13 protein-coding genes are annotated in these 13,747 nt (G+C 71.0%); 6 read left to right on the top strand and 7 right to left on the bottom strand.

Annotated features, from left to right (window positions below; translation table 11 throughout):
- Positions 1-83 precede the first annotated feature (83 nt).
- Positions 84-992 carry an EamA family transporter RarD gene (gene rarD / locus ACFVYR_RS16455; RefSeq protein WP_384250764.1) on the bottom strand — a complete coding sequence of 303 codons (909 nt, stop codon included), beginning with the start codon at positions 990-992 and terminating at the stop codon, positions 84-86.
- Positions 993-1,272: 280 nt separating this feature from the next.
- Positions 1,273-2,133: an SDR family oxidoreductase gene (locus ACFVYR_RS16450; protein ID WP_384250560.1), complete on the bottom strand. Its 861-nt coding sequence runs from the start codon at positions 2,131-2,133 to the stop codon at positions 1,273-1,275.
- Between the two features lie 145 nt (positions 2,134-2,278).
- On the opposite strand from ACFVYR_RS16450, the gene ACFVYR_RS16445 reads away from it, so the two are divergent.
- Positions 2,279-2,647, top strand: a complete 369-nt coding sequence (locus ACFVYR_RS16445) for a winged helix-turn-helix transcriptional regulator (RefSeq protein WP_384250558.1) — start codon at positions 2,279-2,281, stop codon at positions 2,645-2,647.
- Positions 2,648-2,686: 39 nt separating this feature from the next.
- Here the strand turns inward: ACFVYR_RS16445 and ACFVYR_RS16440 are convergent, their stop codons facing one another.
- The 5 genes from ACFVYR_RS16440 to ACFVYR_RS16420 form a co-directional block, all read right to left on the bottom strand.
- Complete coding sequence (locus tag ACFVYR_RS16440; protein WP_384250556.1) at positions 2,687-3,790, bottom strand: 2-oxoacid:ferredoxin oxidoreductase subunit beta; 1,104 nt, start codon at positions 3,788-3,790, stop codon at positions 2,687-2,689.
- Complete coding sequence (locus ACFVYR_RS16435) at positions 3,783-5,714, bottom strand: 2-oxoacid:acceptor oxidoreductase subunit alpha (RefSeq protein ID WP_384250554.1); 1,932 nt, start codon at positions 5,712-5,714, stop codon at positions 3,783-3,785. The genes ACFVYR_RS16440 and ACFVYR_RS16435 overlap by 8 nt, the downstream gene beginning before the upstream one ends.
- 315 nt (positions 5,715-6,029) lie before the next feature.
- Positions 6,030-6,689, bottom strand: a complete 660-nt coding sequence (locus ACFVYR_RS16430; RefSeq protein WP_384250762.1) for a LuxR C-terminal-related transcriptional regulator — start codon at positions 6,687-6,689, stop codon at positions 6,030-6,032.
- A 321-nt stretch (positions 6,690-7,010) separates the two neighbouring features.
- The gene (locus tag ACFVYR_RS16425) at positions 7,011-8,369 is read right to left on the bottom strand and encodes a sensor histidine kinase (RefSeq protein WP_384250551.1); all 1,359 of its coding nucleotides are present in this window, start codon (positions 8,367-8,369) and stop codon (positions 7,011-7,013) included.
- 164 nt (positions 8,370-8,533) lie between these two features.
- Positions 8,534-9,742, bottom strand: a complete 1,209-nt coding sequence (locus tag ACFVYR_RS16420; protein ID WP_384250548.1) for a sensor histidine kinase — start codon at positions 9,740-9,742, stop codon at positions 8,534-8,536.
- A 226-nt stretch (positions 9,743-9,968) separates the two neighbouring features.
- On the opposite strand from ACFVYR_RS16420, the gene ACFVYR_RS16415 reads away from it, so the two are divergent.
- Genes ACFVYR_RS16415 through ACFVYR_RS16395 form a run of 5 tightly spaced genes read left to right on the top strand, consistent with a single transcriptional unit; the run spans position 9,969 to position 13,744 of the window.
- Positions 9,969-10,358 (top strand): NADH-quinone oxidoreductase subunit A, encoded by a 390-nt coding sequence (locus tag ACFVYR_RS16415; protein WP_384250546.1) that lies wholly within the window; start codon positions 9,969-9,971, stop codon positions 10,356-10,358.
- Entirely contained in the window at positions 10,349-11,020 is a 672-nt protein-coding gene (locus ACFVYR_RS16410; protein ID WP_384250543.1) for an NADH-quinone oxidoreductase subunit B, read from the top strand. The genes ACFVYR_RS16415 and ACFVYR_RS16410 overlap by 10 nt, the downstream gene beginning before the upstream one ends.
- On the top strand, positions 11,017-12,168 hold the full coding sequence (locus tag ACFVYR_RS16405; RefSeq protein WP_384250540.1) for an NADH-quinone oxidoreductase subunit C: 1,152 nt from the start codon (positions 11,017-11,019) through the stop codon (positions 12,166-12,168). Before ACFVYR_RS16410 ends, ACFVYR_RS16405 begins: the two co-directional genes overlap by 4 nt.
- Positions 12,165-13,133 (top strand): NADH-quinone oxidoreductase subunit H, encoded by a 969-nt coding sequence (locus ACFVYR_RS16400; RefSeq protein WP_384250537.1) that lies wholly within the window; start codon positions 12,165-12,167, stop codon positions 13,131-13,133. The genes ACFVYR_RS16405 and ACFVYR_RS16400 overlap by 4 nt, the downstream gene beginning before the upstream one ends.
- Positions 13,133-13,744 carry a NuoI/complex I 23 kDa subunit family protein gene (locus tag ACFVYR_RS16395; RefSeq protein WP_384250535.1) on the top strand — a complete coding sequence of 204 codons (612 nt, stop codon included), beginning with the start codon at positions 13,133-13,135 and terminating at the stop codon, positions 13,742-13,744. Before ACFVYR_RS16400 ends, ACFVYR_RS16395 begins: the two co-directional genes overlap by 1 nt.
- Positions 13,745-13,747 lie beyond the last annotated feature (3 nt).

Raw genomic sequence — 13,747 nt, 5'->3', positions numbered from 1 at the left:
GAGGACGCACGGATTCCGGCTCACTTCCGGCTCACTTCCGGCTCGCTCCCGGCTCACCAGGGGCGAGTTGGGCGCGTGAGCCGTCAGGCCGCGGGCTCCCGCGCGCCCGGAACGGCGGCGGTGGAGGCGGCGGCCGCCTCCCTTGCCGCGGCGACCCGCACCGCGTTCCGCCGGGCCGTACGCAACGCGTCCCAGGTCAGAAGCGTGAGCGCCAGCCATACGAGGGCGAAGCCCGCCCACCGCTCGGGCGGCATCGCCTCGTGGAAGTACAGGATGCCGAGGACGAACTGGAACATCGGCGCCATGTACTGGAGCAGCCCCAGGGTGGAGAGCGGCACGCGGATCGCCGCGGCGCCGAAGCAGACCAGCGGCGCGGCGGTCACCACACCCGTGGCTGCGAGCAGCGCCGCGTGCCCGGCTCCCCGCGTGCCGAAGACGATGTCGCCCTGCGTGGCGATCCACACCAGGTAGCCGAGGGCGGGCACGAACTGCACGGCGGTCTCGGCGGCGAGCGACTCCAGGCCGCCGAGGTTGACCTTCTTCTTCACCAGGCCGTACGCCGCGAAGGTGAAGGCGAGGCAGAGCGAGATCCACGGCGGCCTGCCGTACCCGAAGGCGAGCACGAGCACGGCCGTGACGCCGATGCCGACCGCCGCCCACTGCACGGGCCGCAGCCGTTCGCCGAGCAGCAGGACGCCCAGGGCGATGGTGACCAGCGGGTTGATGAAGTAGCCGAGGGAGGCCTCGACGACGTGGCCGGAGTTCACGGCCCAGATGTAGACGCCCCAGTTGAGGGTGATGACCGAGGCGGCGACCACCACCAGGCCCAGCCTGCGCGGCTGGCGCAGCAGCTCCCGGGCCCAGCCCCAGCGCCGTACGCAGAGCAACGCGATGCCGACCACGACGAGGGACCAGACCATCCGGTGGGCGAGGATCTCGGCGGCGCCGGCCGGTTTGAGGAGCGGCCAGAAGAGCGGGATGAGCCCCCACATGCCGTACGCCGCGAAGCCGTTCAGCAACCCGACGCGCTGCTCACTCCCGGACTTCCCGCCTGCTCCGCTGTCCACGGCCCCTCCTAGCTACGAGGCAGCCCGCGCTGCCGCACCGAAGGTAGCGCCGGAACCCCGCACCTGTCATGCCTGTATCGCAGTGACACTCATGACGTACGAGGCCCCCGAATTCACGAAGTGCGCGAATTCACGAAGCCCGCGAATTCTTGAGCTGCCCGCCGCTCGCCGCCCGACGCCCCCGGGGGAGCAGTGACACAGGCTCTCAGCCCCGCAGCGCCGCCGCCACCGCCTCGCCGATCCCCGAGGTGGGCCGCCCGATCAGCCGGGCCAGCTCCCCACTCGTCCCCGCGAGGCGCCCCCGCCCGATAGCCGCGTCGACGTCGACGAGGAGCGCCGCCATCGGCTCCGGCACGCCCGCGCCGGTCAGCACGGAGAGGTGCTGCTCGGCGGGGACGTTCACGTACGAGATGTCCTTGCCGCTCTGCTTCGCGACCTCGGCGGCGTACTCCGCGAGGCTCCACGCGACGTCGCCGCTCAGCTCGTAGACCCGGCCCTCGTGGCCCTCGCCGGTCAGTACGGCGACGGCGGCCGCGGCGTAGTCGGCGCGCGAGGCGGAGGCGACCCGGCCCTCGCCCGCGGAGCCGACGACGGCGCCGTGTTCAAGGACCGGGGCGAGGTGCTCGGTGTAGTTCTCGTGGTACCAGCCGTTGCGCAGGAAGGTGTGGGGCAGGCCGGAGTCGAGGATCAGCTGCTCGGTCACCTTGTGCTCGGCCGCCAGGTCGAAGTCGGCGTCGGGGCCGCCGAGGATTCCGGTGTACGCGAGGAGCGCGACGCCCGCCTCGCGCGCCGCGTCGACGACCGCGCGGTGCTGCGGCACCCGGCGCCCGACCTCGCTGCCGGAGATGAGCAGGACGCGGTCGCCGGCGGCGAAGGCGCCGCGCAGGGTCTCGGGGGCGTCGTAGTCGGCGATCCGCAGCTCCACGCCGCGCTCGGCGAGGTCGGCGGCCCGCTTCTTGTCGCGTACGACGGCCGCGATCTCCGCGGCCGGGACGCGGGCGTCGAGCAGCCCCTGGACGACGAGGCGGCCGAGGTTTCCGGTGGCTCCGGTGACGACGATGCTCATGGGAGGAATCTCCATTGTGGCTAGTTGCGACGATTACGGCTTATGGCGATTACGGCTTATTACGACTCGTTACGGTCGATCTGCCACCCACCCTAGAGACAGCGCTAACTTTCCGTAAGTACCCACTTTGAAGTAAGGTACTGGCATGGATGTAAGTGACTGGGCCGTGCGCGAGGAGATGTGCCCGCACCGCCTCGTTCTGGAGCACGTCACGAGCCGCTGGGGCGTCCTCGTCCTGATCGCCCTGGAGGAGCGCTCGTACCGGTTCAGTGAGCTGCGCCGCCGGATCGGCCGCGTCAGCGAGAAGATGCTGGCCCAGACCCTGCAGATCCTGGAGCGCGACGGCCTGGTGCACCGCGACGCGAAGCCGGTCATCCCGCCCCGCGTCGACTACTCCCTCACGGAGCTCGGCCGCGAGGCAGCCGAGCAGGTCAGGGCCCTCGCGTCGTGGACGGAGCGGCGCATGGACGACGTGCAGAAGGCGCGCCGGGCATACGACGGGGCCCGGTCCTGACGAGCAGAACCGGGCCCCGGGGGGAAAGCGGCGGCCGTACTAGCCGACGACCGTCCAGGTGTCCTTGCCCGCGAGGAGCGTGGCGAGGTCGCCCTTGCCGTTCTGTTCGATGGCGCTGTCGAGCTGGTCGGCCATGAGCGTGTCGTAGACCGGGCGTTCGACGCTGCGCAGGACGCCGATCGGGGTGTGGTGCAGCGTGTCGGGATCGGCGAGCCGGGAGAGCGCGAAGGCCGTGGTCGGCGACGTGGAGTGCGCGTCGTGGACCAGGATGTCGGCCTCGTTCTCCGGCGTGACCGCGACGACCTTGAGGTCACCCGTCTCCGCGTCGCGCACGACGCCCTTCGAACGCTCGGCGCCGAAGCGGATCGGCTGCCCGTGCTCCAGGCGGATCACCGCGTCCTCGGCCTGCTGCTTGTCCTTGAGAACCTCGAAGGCGCCGTCGTTGAAGATGTTGCAGTTCTGGTAGATCTCCACCAGCGCGGTGCCGGGGTGCGCGGCGGCCTCGCGCAGCACCGACGTGAGGTGCTTGCGGTCGGAGTCCACCGTCCTGGCCACGAACGACGCCTCGGCGCCGATGGCGAGCGAGACCGGGTTGAAGGGCGCGTCCAGGGACCCCATCGGCGTCGACTTGGTGATCTTGCCGAGCTCGGAGGTCGGGCTGTACTGGCCCTTGGTGAGGCCGTAGATCCGGTTGTTGAACAGCAGGATCTTGAGGTTCACGTTGCGGCGCAGGGCGTGGATGAGGTGGTTGCCGCCGATGGACAGCGCGTCGCCGTCACCGGTGACCACCCATACGCTCAGGTCGCGCCGCGAGGAGGCGAGGCCGGTGGCGATGGCCGGGGCGCGGCCGTGGATGGAGTGCATCCCGTACGTGTTCATGTAGTACGGGAAGCGGGAGGAGCAGCCGATCCCGGAGACGAAGACGATGTTCTCCTTGGCCAGACCCAGCTCGGGCATGAAGCCCTGCACGGCCGCCAGCACGGCGTAGTCCCCGCAGCCGGGGCACCACCGCACCTCCTGGTCGGACTTGAAGTCCTTCATGGACTGCTCGGCCTCGGCCTTGGGCACCAGGGAGAGCGCGTCGATCGTGCTCCCGGACCCCTCTGATCCGACCGTTGATCCGCCCGTTTTCGTGTCAGCCATCGATGGCCTCCTTGAGAGCCGTGGCGAGCTGCTCGGCCTTGAACGGCATTCCGTTGACCTGGTTGTACGAGACGGCGTCCACCAGATACTTCGCACGGACCAGCGTGGCGAGCTGACCGAGGTTCATCTCGGGGACCACCACCTTGTCGTAACGCGCGAGGATGTCGCCGAGGTTCCGCGGGAACGGGTTGAGGTTGCGCAGATGGGCCTGCGCGATGGATTCGCCCGCGGCCCGCAGCCGGCGGACCGCCGCGGTGATCGGCCCGTACGTCGACCCCCAGCCGAGGACGAGCGTGTCGGCGTCGCCGCTCGCGTCGTCGACCTCCAGGTCGGGCACCTCGATGCCGTCGACCTTGGCCTGCCGGGTGCGGACCATGAAGTCGTGGTTGGCCGGGTCGTAGGAGATGTTGCCCGTGCCGTCCTGCTTCTCGATGCCGCCGATGCGGTGCTCCAGACCCGGCGTGCCCGGGATGGCCCACGGGCGGGCCAGCGTCTGCGGATCGCGCTTGTAGGGCCAGAAGGTCTCGGTGCCGTCGACGTCGGTGTGGTTGGGACCCGAAGCGAACTGGACGCGCAGGTCGGGCAGTTCGTCGACCTCCGGGATGCGCCAGGGTTCCGAGCCGTTGGCCAGGTAGCCGTCGGAGAGCAGGAACACCGGCGTCCGGTACGTCACCGCGATGCGGGCCGCCTCCAGCGCCGCGTCGAAGCAGTCGGCCGGCGTCTTCGGCGCCACGATCGGCACCGGTGCCTCGCCGTTGCGCCCGTACATCGCCTGGAGCAGGTCGGCCTGCTCGGTCTTGGTCGGCAGGCCCGTGCTGGGGCCGCCGCGCTGGATGTCGACGACGAGCAGCGGCAGTTCGAGGCTGACGGCCAGGCCGATGGTCTCCGACTTCAGCGCCACACCGGGACCGGAGGTCGTCGTCACCGCGAGGGACCCGCCGAACGCGGCGCCCAGCGCCGCGCCGATGCCTGCGATCTCGTCCTCGGCCTGGAAGGTGCGCACGCCGAAGTTCTTGTGCCTGGACAGCTCGTGCAGGATGTCCGAGGCCGGGGTGATGGGGTAACTGCCCAGGTAGAGCGGCAGGTCAGCCTGGCGGCTCGCGGCGATCAGGCCGTACGACAGGGCCAGGTTCCCCGAGATGTTGCGGTAGGTGCCGGTCGTGAACGCCTGCGACGCCGGGGCCACTTCGTAGGAGACCGCGAAGTCCTCGGTGGTCTCGCCGAAGTTCCACCCCGCGTGGAACGCCGCGATGTTCGCCTCGGCGATCTCCGGGCGCTTGGCGAACTTGGTCCGCAGGAACTTCTCGGTTCCCTCGGTCGGCCGGTGGTACATCCACGAGAGCAGACCGAGCGCGAACATGTTCTTCGAACGGCCCGCGTCCTTGCGGGAGAGGTCGAACTCCTTGAGGGCCTCGACCGTCAGCGTGGTCAGCGGCACCGGGTGCACGCTGTAGCCGTCCAGGGAGCCGTCCTCCAGCGGTGAGGTGGCGTAACCGACCTTCTGCATCGCCCGCTTGGAGAACTCGTCGGTGTTGACGATGACCTCGGCGCCGCGCGGCACGTCGCCGATGTTGGCCTTCAGCGCGGCCGGGTTCATCGCCACCAGGACGTTCGGCGCGTCACCCGGCGTCAGGATGTCGTGGTCGGCGAAGTGCAGCTGGAAGGAGGACACGCCCGGGAGTGTCCCGGCGGGCGCGCGGATCTCGGCGGGGAAGTTCGGCAGCGTCGACAGGTCGTTGCCGAAGGACGCGGTCTCCGAAGTGAAACGGTCACCCGTGAGCTGCATCCCGTCACCGGAGTCACCCGCGAAACGGATGATCACCCGGTCCAGACGGCGCACGTCTTTGTCACCCGCGGGCCTGCGTGGGCCGGTGACGACTGCCCCGTCGGCCTGCTCGGCTTGGCTACTGACCTGGCTGGTCACTGAACTGGACCTCCCTCGAGGCGACTGAGCGGAATCGCCGGGACGGCCGGCGTTCCCAAGGTCCACCCTACGTCTGTAAGGGGTGCCTTCCTGGGGCAGCTCGCTGGGTGGACGCACTTCTGAGACAGCGTGTTGCGCTGATTTGCCATGGTTTGCCATGTCCCCCGGCCCTTCGTGGATGACGCTCCCCGCTCATCCTTTGGTTCTAGGACTTGCCTCCGACTGACTCCGCCCGGCCGTGACTCTCCGTGATCCTCCCTGTTCCCAGTGGAGCGGCCCTGGATCCCGGGTCGCACCTGACAGGCTGTCAGTTGTTCATGAGTTGAGGTAGGTGAGGACCGCGAGCACGCGGCGGTGATCCCCGTCACTCTGGGAGAGGCCGAGCTTCATGAAGATGTTGCTCACGTGCTTCTCGACGGCACCGTCGCTCACCACGAGCTGCCGGGCCACCGCCGAGTTCGTCCGGCCCTCCGCCATCAGGCCGAGTACCTCGCGTTCCCGTGGCGTAAGCCCCGCCAGTACGTCCTGCTTGCGGCTGCGGCCGAGCAGCTGGGCCACGACCTCGGGGTCGAGCGCCGTGCCGCCCTCCGCGACCCGCACCACCGCGTCGACGAACTCCCGCACCTCCGCGACCCGGTCCTTGAGCAGGTAGCCGACACCGCGGCTCGACCCGGCGAGCAGTTCGGTGGCGTACTGCTCCTCGACGTACTGCGAAAGGACCAGGACCCCGAGCCCCGGGTGCTGATGACGCAGATACACCGCGGCGCGCACACCCTCATCGGTGTGGGTCGGGGGCATCCGCACATCGGCGACGACCACGTCCGGCAGGGCGTCCTGCGCGGCGAACTCGGTGATCGTCTTGATCAGCGCGTCCGCGTCCCCCACCCCGGCGACCACGTCGAGCCCGCGGTCGGTCAGCAGCCGGGTCAGGCCCTCCCGAAGCAGCACTGAATCCTCGGCGATGACCACCCGCACTTTGTCCTCCACTTTTTGGCCCCCCGGCACTTTTTGGCCCCCCGGCGCGCTTGTCCGGCCGGTGTCGGGCCGACAAAGGTGGCGTCGGCCGAACAACTCGGCACCTCAGTATCGCGCGATCCGCGGCGGCCCACCGGCGCAGTCACCAGACTCTTGTGCCCGCCGCACGGCGCGGCGCCCCCGGTCCGGGGTGCGAACGGGGGCGGGGCGGGGGCGGAAGCGCAGGTCAGCAGGGTGTGGGAGCGGGCGTGGGGATGGATGCGCGGTGCGGGGGGCGGGCGCCGGTTCGGGTTGGTTCTGTTCGGTACGGGCGGGCCCGGCTCAGCCCTGACGCCACGGCAGCTCCGCCGTGACCGTCGTGGGGCCGCCCACCGGGGAGTCGACCACCAGGATCCCGTCGACCGCGTCGAGCCGCTCCGCGAGGCCCGCGAGGCCGGATCCGGCCGAGACGTCGGCGCCGCCCGTGCCGTCGTCGGTGACCTGGAGCATCAGCCGGTCCTCGGCCCGCCAGACGTCGACGCCCGCGGTCCTGGCGCCGCTGTGCTTGCTGATGTTCTGAAGGAGTTCGGAGACCGTGAAGTAGGCGATGCCCTCGATGGCGGCCGCCGGGCGGCTCGTCAGGTCCACCTCGACCTGGACCGGCACCGTGCAGCGGGCGGCCAGCGAGGAGAGGGCGGCGTCCAGGCCGCGGTCGGTGAGGACGGCCGGGTGGATGCCCCGGGCGAGGTCGCGCAGCTCCTGAAGGGCGACCTTCACCTCGCCGTGTGCCTCGTCCACCATGCGCGCCGCGGCCTCGGGGTCCTCGGTGAGCTTCTCCTTGGCCAGGCCCAGATCCATGGCGAGGGCGACGAGGCGGGCCTGCGCGCCGTCGTGCAGATCGCGTTCGATGCGGCGCAGGTCGGCGGCGGCGGTGTCCACGACGACACCGCGGTCCGACTCCAGCTCGACGACGCGGGTCGCGAGCCGCGAGGGGCCGAGCAGCCCGAACACCAGCACACGGTCCACCGTCGTCAACGCCCGCAGGATCCACGGCGTGGCCAGCGTGATGAGGAGGCCGGTCGCGGCGGTGAGGCCGATCTCGAAGGGGTTGTCGAGGTAGATGTGGTGGTTGTCGTCACCGAAGAGCTGGATGCCGCCCTGGCCGCCGTACATCGGGAAGAGCCAGAACCACAGCGGGTACGTGAGCATCGTCCAGCCGTACGCCCAGAAGACGAGCGACACCGTGAACGAGAAGAGGGACCACGGCAGCATCAGCAGCGCGTACAGCAGGTGCCGCCAGGAGGCGCCGCTCTTGAGGACGGCCCCCATGAGCGCCATCGGGCCGCCGCCCTTGGGGCGCAGCGGCTCCGGCGGCGCGACCTCCAGGCCGAGCAGCGCGCGCGCCCGCGTCCGCTCCAGGGCGCCGATGCCGCGGCAGCCGGCCAGTCCTGCCGCGAGCACCGGGACGCCGATGAAGGTGATCAGCAGGCCCGCGCCGAGCGAGAGCGAGACGACGGCGAAGACGAAGGACGTGATGCCGATGGGCAGGCTCAGCATCGTGTAGCCGAACTCCCGCCAGGTGCGGGCCTCAAGAGGGGCGCGCAGCCCCGCGGGCAGGCGGTGGCGCCGCTCCTCGGCGTCCGTACCCCGGAATTCCGGCCGGTCCATGTGCGTGTACCCCTGTCCATAGCCCGTGGCCATCGCTGCCGTCCGTTTCTGCTGTCTGCGTCTGCGTCTGCGGTTGTGTCTGTTGCCTTGGTTCAAGAGTCGCTGGCGCGGCGGTCTTGGACCATGGAGTGGGTCGGCGTCTTCGGCCGGGGGTTTTCCCTACCTCCGGGAGGGGGCCCGGTATCAGTGGCCCGGTATCAGTGGCGGCGCGAGCCGGGCGCGTCGTCCGCCGACCGGTCCCGCCACGGCAGCTCCGCCGTGACCGTCGTGGGACCGCCCACCGGCGAATCGATGACGAAGAGCCCGTCCACCGCGCCGAGCCGGTCCGCGAGGCCCGCCATGCCCGTACCGCCGTCGAGCCGCGCCCCGCCGCGCCCGTCGTCCCACACCCGGATGAGCAGCCGCTTCTCCGACCGCCAGACCTCGACGCTCGCCGCCCTGGCGCCGCTGTGCTTGCTGATGTTCTGAAGGAGTTCGGAGACCGTGAAGTACGCGATGCCCTCGATGGCGGCCGCCGGGCGCGCCGGCAGGTCGGCGGTCACCTTCACCGGCACCGTGCAGCGCGACGCGACCGAGGAGAGGGCGGCGTTCAGGCCGCGGTCGGTGAGGACGGCCGGGTGGATGCCGCGGGCCAGGTCGCGCAGCTCCTGGAGGGCGAGCTTCACCTCGCCGTGCGCCTCGTCGACCATGGTGGCCGCGGCGTCGGGGTCCTCGAGGAGCTTCTCCTTCGCGAGGCCGAGGCCCATGGCGAGGGCGACGAGGCGGGCCTGCGCGCCGTCGTGCAGATCGCGTTCGATGCGGCGCAGGTCGGCGGCGGCGGTGTCCACGACCACCCCGCGGTCGGACTCCAGTTCGGCGATGCGCTTCTCCAACTCGTCGGAGGGGCAGAGCAGTCCGCGCGCCATCGCCCGGTCGGCGTTGGCGAGGACGCGCACGACGAAGGGCAGTACCGGCCAGAGCACGAAGAGCCCGGTGACGGTGACGGCGAAGGTGAGGACGCCCCAGGGCAGCCGGATGAACGCGTACAGCATGGTGCGCCAGCCCACCGGGTCCTTCAGGCTCGCCCACATCCGGCCGAGGAAACCCTGCCCGCGGTGCCCCGGCATCGGGCTCGGCTCGTCGATTCGCACGCCGAGCAGTTTCCGGGCCCGCGCCCGTTCGGCCCGGCCGAGGGCGCGCGCGCCGAGCAGCCCCGCGGCGAGCACCGGCAGGCCGACCACCGTGACCGTCAGGCCGATGCCCATGGCCAGGACGGTTACCGCGTAGACGAAGCCGACGATGCCCACCGGGAGGTTCACCAGGAGGTGGACGATCTCCTTCCAGGTGTGCCGGTCGTAGGCGAAACGCGCGGGTGGCGGCCGGTCGTCCTGCGAGGGGTCGTGCGAGGGCATGGTGCGTGCGGTCATAGGCGCCAGAGTGCCCGGCCCGCCGCCGCGACGCCATGAGGGCCCCTGCCGGGGCACCCGGGGGATAACCCCACCTCGGCCCTGACAGATGCGTGACGCTCTGCTTACCGAATCTTTAGCAGGCCCTAGACTCCCGTGCGTACAGATCGTCGAACGGGACCGGATCAGGGCGGTCACGGAGTGAACGGGACCGGCATCGAGCGCGGTCAGGGAGTGAGGGGCTGACGTGCACGTGACGAACGTCGCGGCAAGCTACTACCAGTCGTACTCCGTCGTCGGACTGCTCGCCGTCGTGGGCGTGCTGTTCGTCGCCGTGGCCTTCGGCGCGGGACGGCTGCTGCGCCCGGTCGTGCCCACCCCGGAGAAACTCCTGACCTACGAGTGCGGGGTCGACCCGGTCGGCGACGGCTGGGCCCACACCCAGGTCCGCTACTACGTCTACGCGTTCCTCTACGTGATCTTCGCCGTCGACTCGATCTTCCTCTTCCCCTGGGCGACGGTCTTCGCCGCGCCCGGCTACGGCGCCGCGACGCTCGTGGAGATGTTCATCTTCCTCGGCTTCCTCGCCGTGGGCCTGCTGTACGCATACAAGAAGGGCGTCCTGACGTGGACGTGACCCCCTCGGAGCCCGTGCTCCTGCCCGATCCCGTCGGGCCCAAGAAGCTCGGTGTGCTCTCCCGACTCGCCCCCGAGCCGATGAAGGTGGTCCTCAACTGGGGCCGCCGGTACTCGCTCTGGGTCTTCAACTTCGGCCTCGCCTGCTGCGCCATCGAGTTCATCGCGGCCTCCATGGCGCGCCACGACTTCATCCGACTCGGCGTCATCCCGTTCGCACCGGGACCGCGCCAGGCCGACCTGATGGTCGTCTCCGGCACGGTCACGGACAAGATGGCGCCCGCGGTGAAGCGCCTGTACGAGCAGATGCCCGAGCCGAAGTACGTCATCTCCTTCGGCGCCTGCTCCAACTGCGGCGGCCCGTACTGGGACTCGTACTCGGTGACCAAGGGCGTCGACCAGATCATCCCCGTCGACGTGTACGTCCCCGGGTGCCCGCCGCGGCCCGAGGCGCTGCTCCAGGGCATCCTCAAGCTCCAGGAGAAGATCGCGCGGGAGTCGCTGGGGGAGCGGTACGGGAACGGGGCGCGGCCCTCCACGGCAGCGCTGCGCAGCGATCTGGTCCGGGGCCCGGTGCCGGTGACGGACCCGGACCCGGCCCCGGCTCCGGACCCGGCCCCGGTGACGGAACGGCCGACGGGTGAAGGGGAGGGCGACCGGTGACCGGCTGGCTGCCGAGCCCCGTCGAGGAGCTCTTCGGCGCGGAGGCGACGGCCGAGGAGTCGTACGGCGTACTGACCGTCGACGTGCCGCCCGCCACGTGGACCACCGCCCTCGAAACCGCCCGCACCACGCTGGCCTGCACCTACTTCGACTGGCTGAGCGCGGTCGACGAGCCGGGCACCGGTTTCCGGATCTGCGCCCACGTCGTGGCGCTCTCGCCGATACGCCGCCTCCTGCTCCGCACGACGGTCGCGCACGAGGCCCCGGTACTGGCCTCCGCCGTCGACGTCTACGCGGGCGCGGCCTGGCACGAGCGCGAGACGCACGAAATGTTCGGCGTGACGTTCGAGGGCCACCCCGGCCTGACCCCCCTGCTCCTCCCCGAGAACTTCGAGGGCCACCCCCTCCGCAAGGACTTCGTCCTCGCCGCCCGCGTGGCGAAGGCCTGGCCGGGCGCCAAGGAGCCGGGGGAGTCCGATCACGGCGGCCCCAAGCGCCGCCAGATGCTGCCGCCCGGCGTACCCGACCCCAACGAGTGGGGCCCCCTGAAGGGGCAGCTTCCCGCGGCTCCGGCCCGTCCGGCGCGCGGCGCGGGCCGTGGCGCGGGCCGCGCGGGGGCATCGGCGTCCGGTGAACGGCCGGTACGGCGTACGCGTACGGCGAGCGAGGGTTCGGCGAGCCAGGCGGCGCCTGCGCCTGCGGAGACGCAGCCCGCGGGGACCCAGCCCGCGGGGACCCAGCCCGCGGAGACCCAGCAACCGGAGGCACCGGCGCGTCCCCCGAGGCGTTCGCGCAGCGTGAGCCAGGGGTCCGCGTCGCAGCGAGCGGTGACTCCGGCACCGACTCCGGATTCGGGGCCGGATTCGGGGCCGGATTCGGGGACCGTGCCTGTTGGGAAGCCGGAGCCGGAGCCGGAGCCGGAGCCGGTGGCCGGCCCGAAGGTCACGCCGCCGTCAGCCCCGCGCAGCTCCGACGCCCCCTGGCACCACGCCCGCCCGGCGTTCGACGACGCCGCCGAACCGGAGCCGAAGCAGCCGGGTACGGAAGCCAGGCCCGAGCCTGAACCCGCACCCGAGCCGCAGCCCGCCCCCACCGAGGACTCCCAAGACGGCGAACAGGACGGCGAACGCCGAGGAGGCACCGAGTGAACGACGCCCTCGACGTCGCCCTGCGCCTCGTCATCGTCTTCGCCGTCTTCCTGGTCCTGCCCCTCGTCGTCGGCCAGACCGAGCACAAGGTGATGGCCCACATGCAGGGCCGCCTCGGCCCGATGCACGCGGGCGGTTTCCACGGCTGGGCCCAACTCGTGGCCGACGGCGTGAAATTCGCCCAGAAGGAAGACGTCGTACCGGCCGACGCCGACCGCCGCGTCTTCCAACTGGCCCCCGCCATCGCTCTCCTGCCCTACCTCCTCGTCCTGATCGCCATCCCGATCGGCCCGGGCGAAGGCGCGGTCGGCGAGGTCGTCGACGCGGGCATCTTCTTCGTGCTCGCGGTGATGGGCGTCGGCGTACTCGGCTCGCTCATGGCCGGCTGGGCCAGCGCCAACAAGTTCTCCCTCCTCGGCGGCCTGCGCACCGCCGCCCAGCTCCTCGCGTACGAACTCCCGATGCTGCTCGCCGCCGCCTCGGTCGCGATGGCCGCGGGCACGGTCTCGCTGCCCGGCATCGTCGACGCCTTCGAGTGGTGGTGGCTGCCCTGGCAGATCGTCGGCGCGCTCGTGTTCTTCATCGCGGGCCTCGCCGAACTCCAGCGCCCGCCCTTCGACATGCCGGTCGCCGACTCCGAGATCATCTTCGGCGCCTACACCGAGTACACGGGCCTGCGCTTCGCCCTCTTCCTCCTCGCCGAGTACGCCGGGATCGTGGTCCTGAGCGGCCTGACCACCGTCCTGTTCCTGGGCGGCTGGCACGGCCCGTGGGGCGCCGACGGCCTCGGCTGGGTCTGGACCCTGCTCAAGACGGCCGTGCTCGCCTTCGTGGTCATCTGGCTGCGCGTGTCCTACCCCCGTCTCCGCGAGGACCAGCTCCAGAAGCTCTCCTGGACCCTCCTCGTCCCGCTCGCCCTCGCGCAGATCGCGCTCACCGGAATCGTGAAGGTGGCGATCAACTGATGCCCCCGGTCCCAGGGTCAGGCCTCGCCAAGGGCCTCGCCGTCACCCTCCGCACGATGACGAAGAAGACCGTCACCGAGCAGTACCCGGAGCACCAGCCCGAACTGCCGCCCCGCACCCGTGGCGTCATCGGCCTCTTCGAGGAGAACTGCACGGTCTGCATGCTGTGCGCCCGCGAGTGCCCGGACTGGTGCATCTACATCGACTCCCACAAGGAGACGGTCCCGCCCGCCGCCCCCGGCGGCCGCGAGCGCAGCCGCAACGTCCTCGACCGCTTCGCCATCGACTTCGCCCTCTGCATGTACTGCGGCATCTGCATCGAGGTCTGCCCCTTCGACGCGCTCTTCTGGTCCCCGGAGTTCGAGTACGCCGAGACCGACATCCACGAACTCACCCACGAGCGCGACAAGCTCCGCGAGTGGATGTGGACGGTCCCGGCGCCGCCCGCCCTCGACCCCGGCGCCGAGGACCCGAAGGAACTCGCCGCCGCCCGCAAGACCGCGGAGAAGCTGGCCGCAGCCGAGGTGACGGCCCCCGAGCCGATCGTCCGCGAGGCAACCGCTCCCGAGCCGCCGGCCACCGGGCCCGAATCGAAGGGCGGTGCGTCGTGAACG

The sequence above is a fragment of the Streptomyces sp. NPDC058284 genome (assembly GCF_042881135.1).
GTDB lineage: Bacteria > Actinomycetota > Actinomycetes > Streptomycetales > Streptomycetaceae > Streptomyces.
Note: the sequence above shows the minus strand (reverse complement) of the source record. Positions and strands in the feature narration are given on the sequence as shown.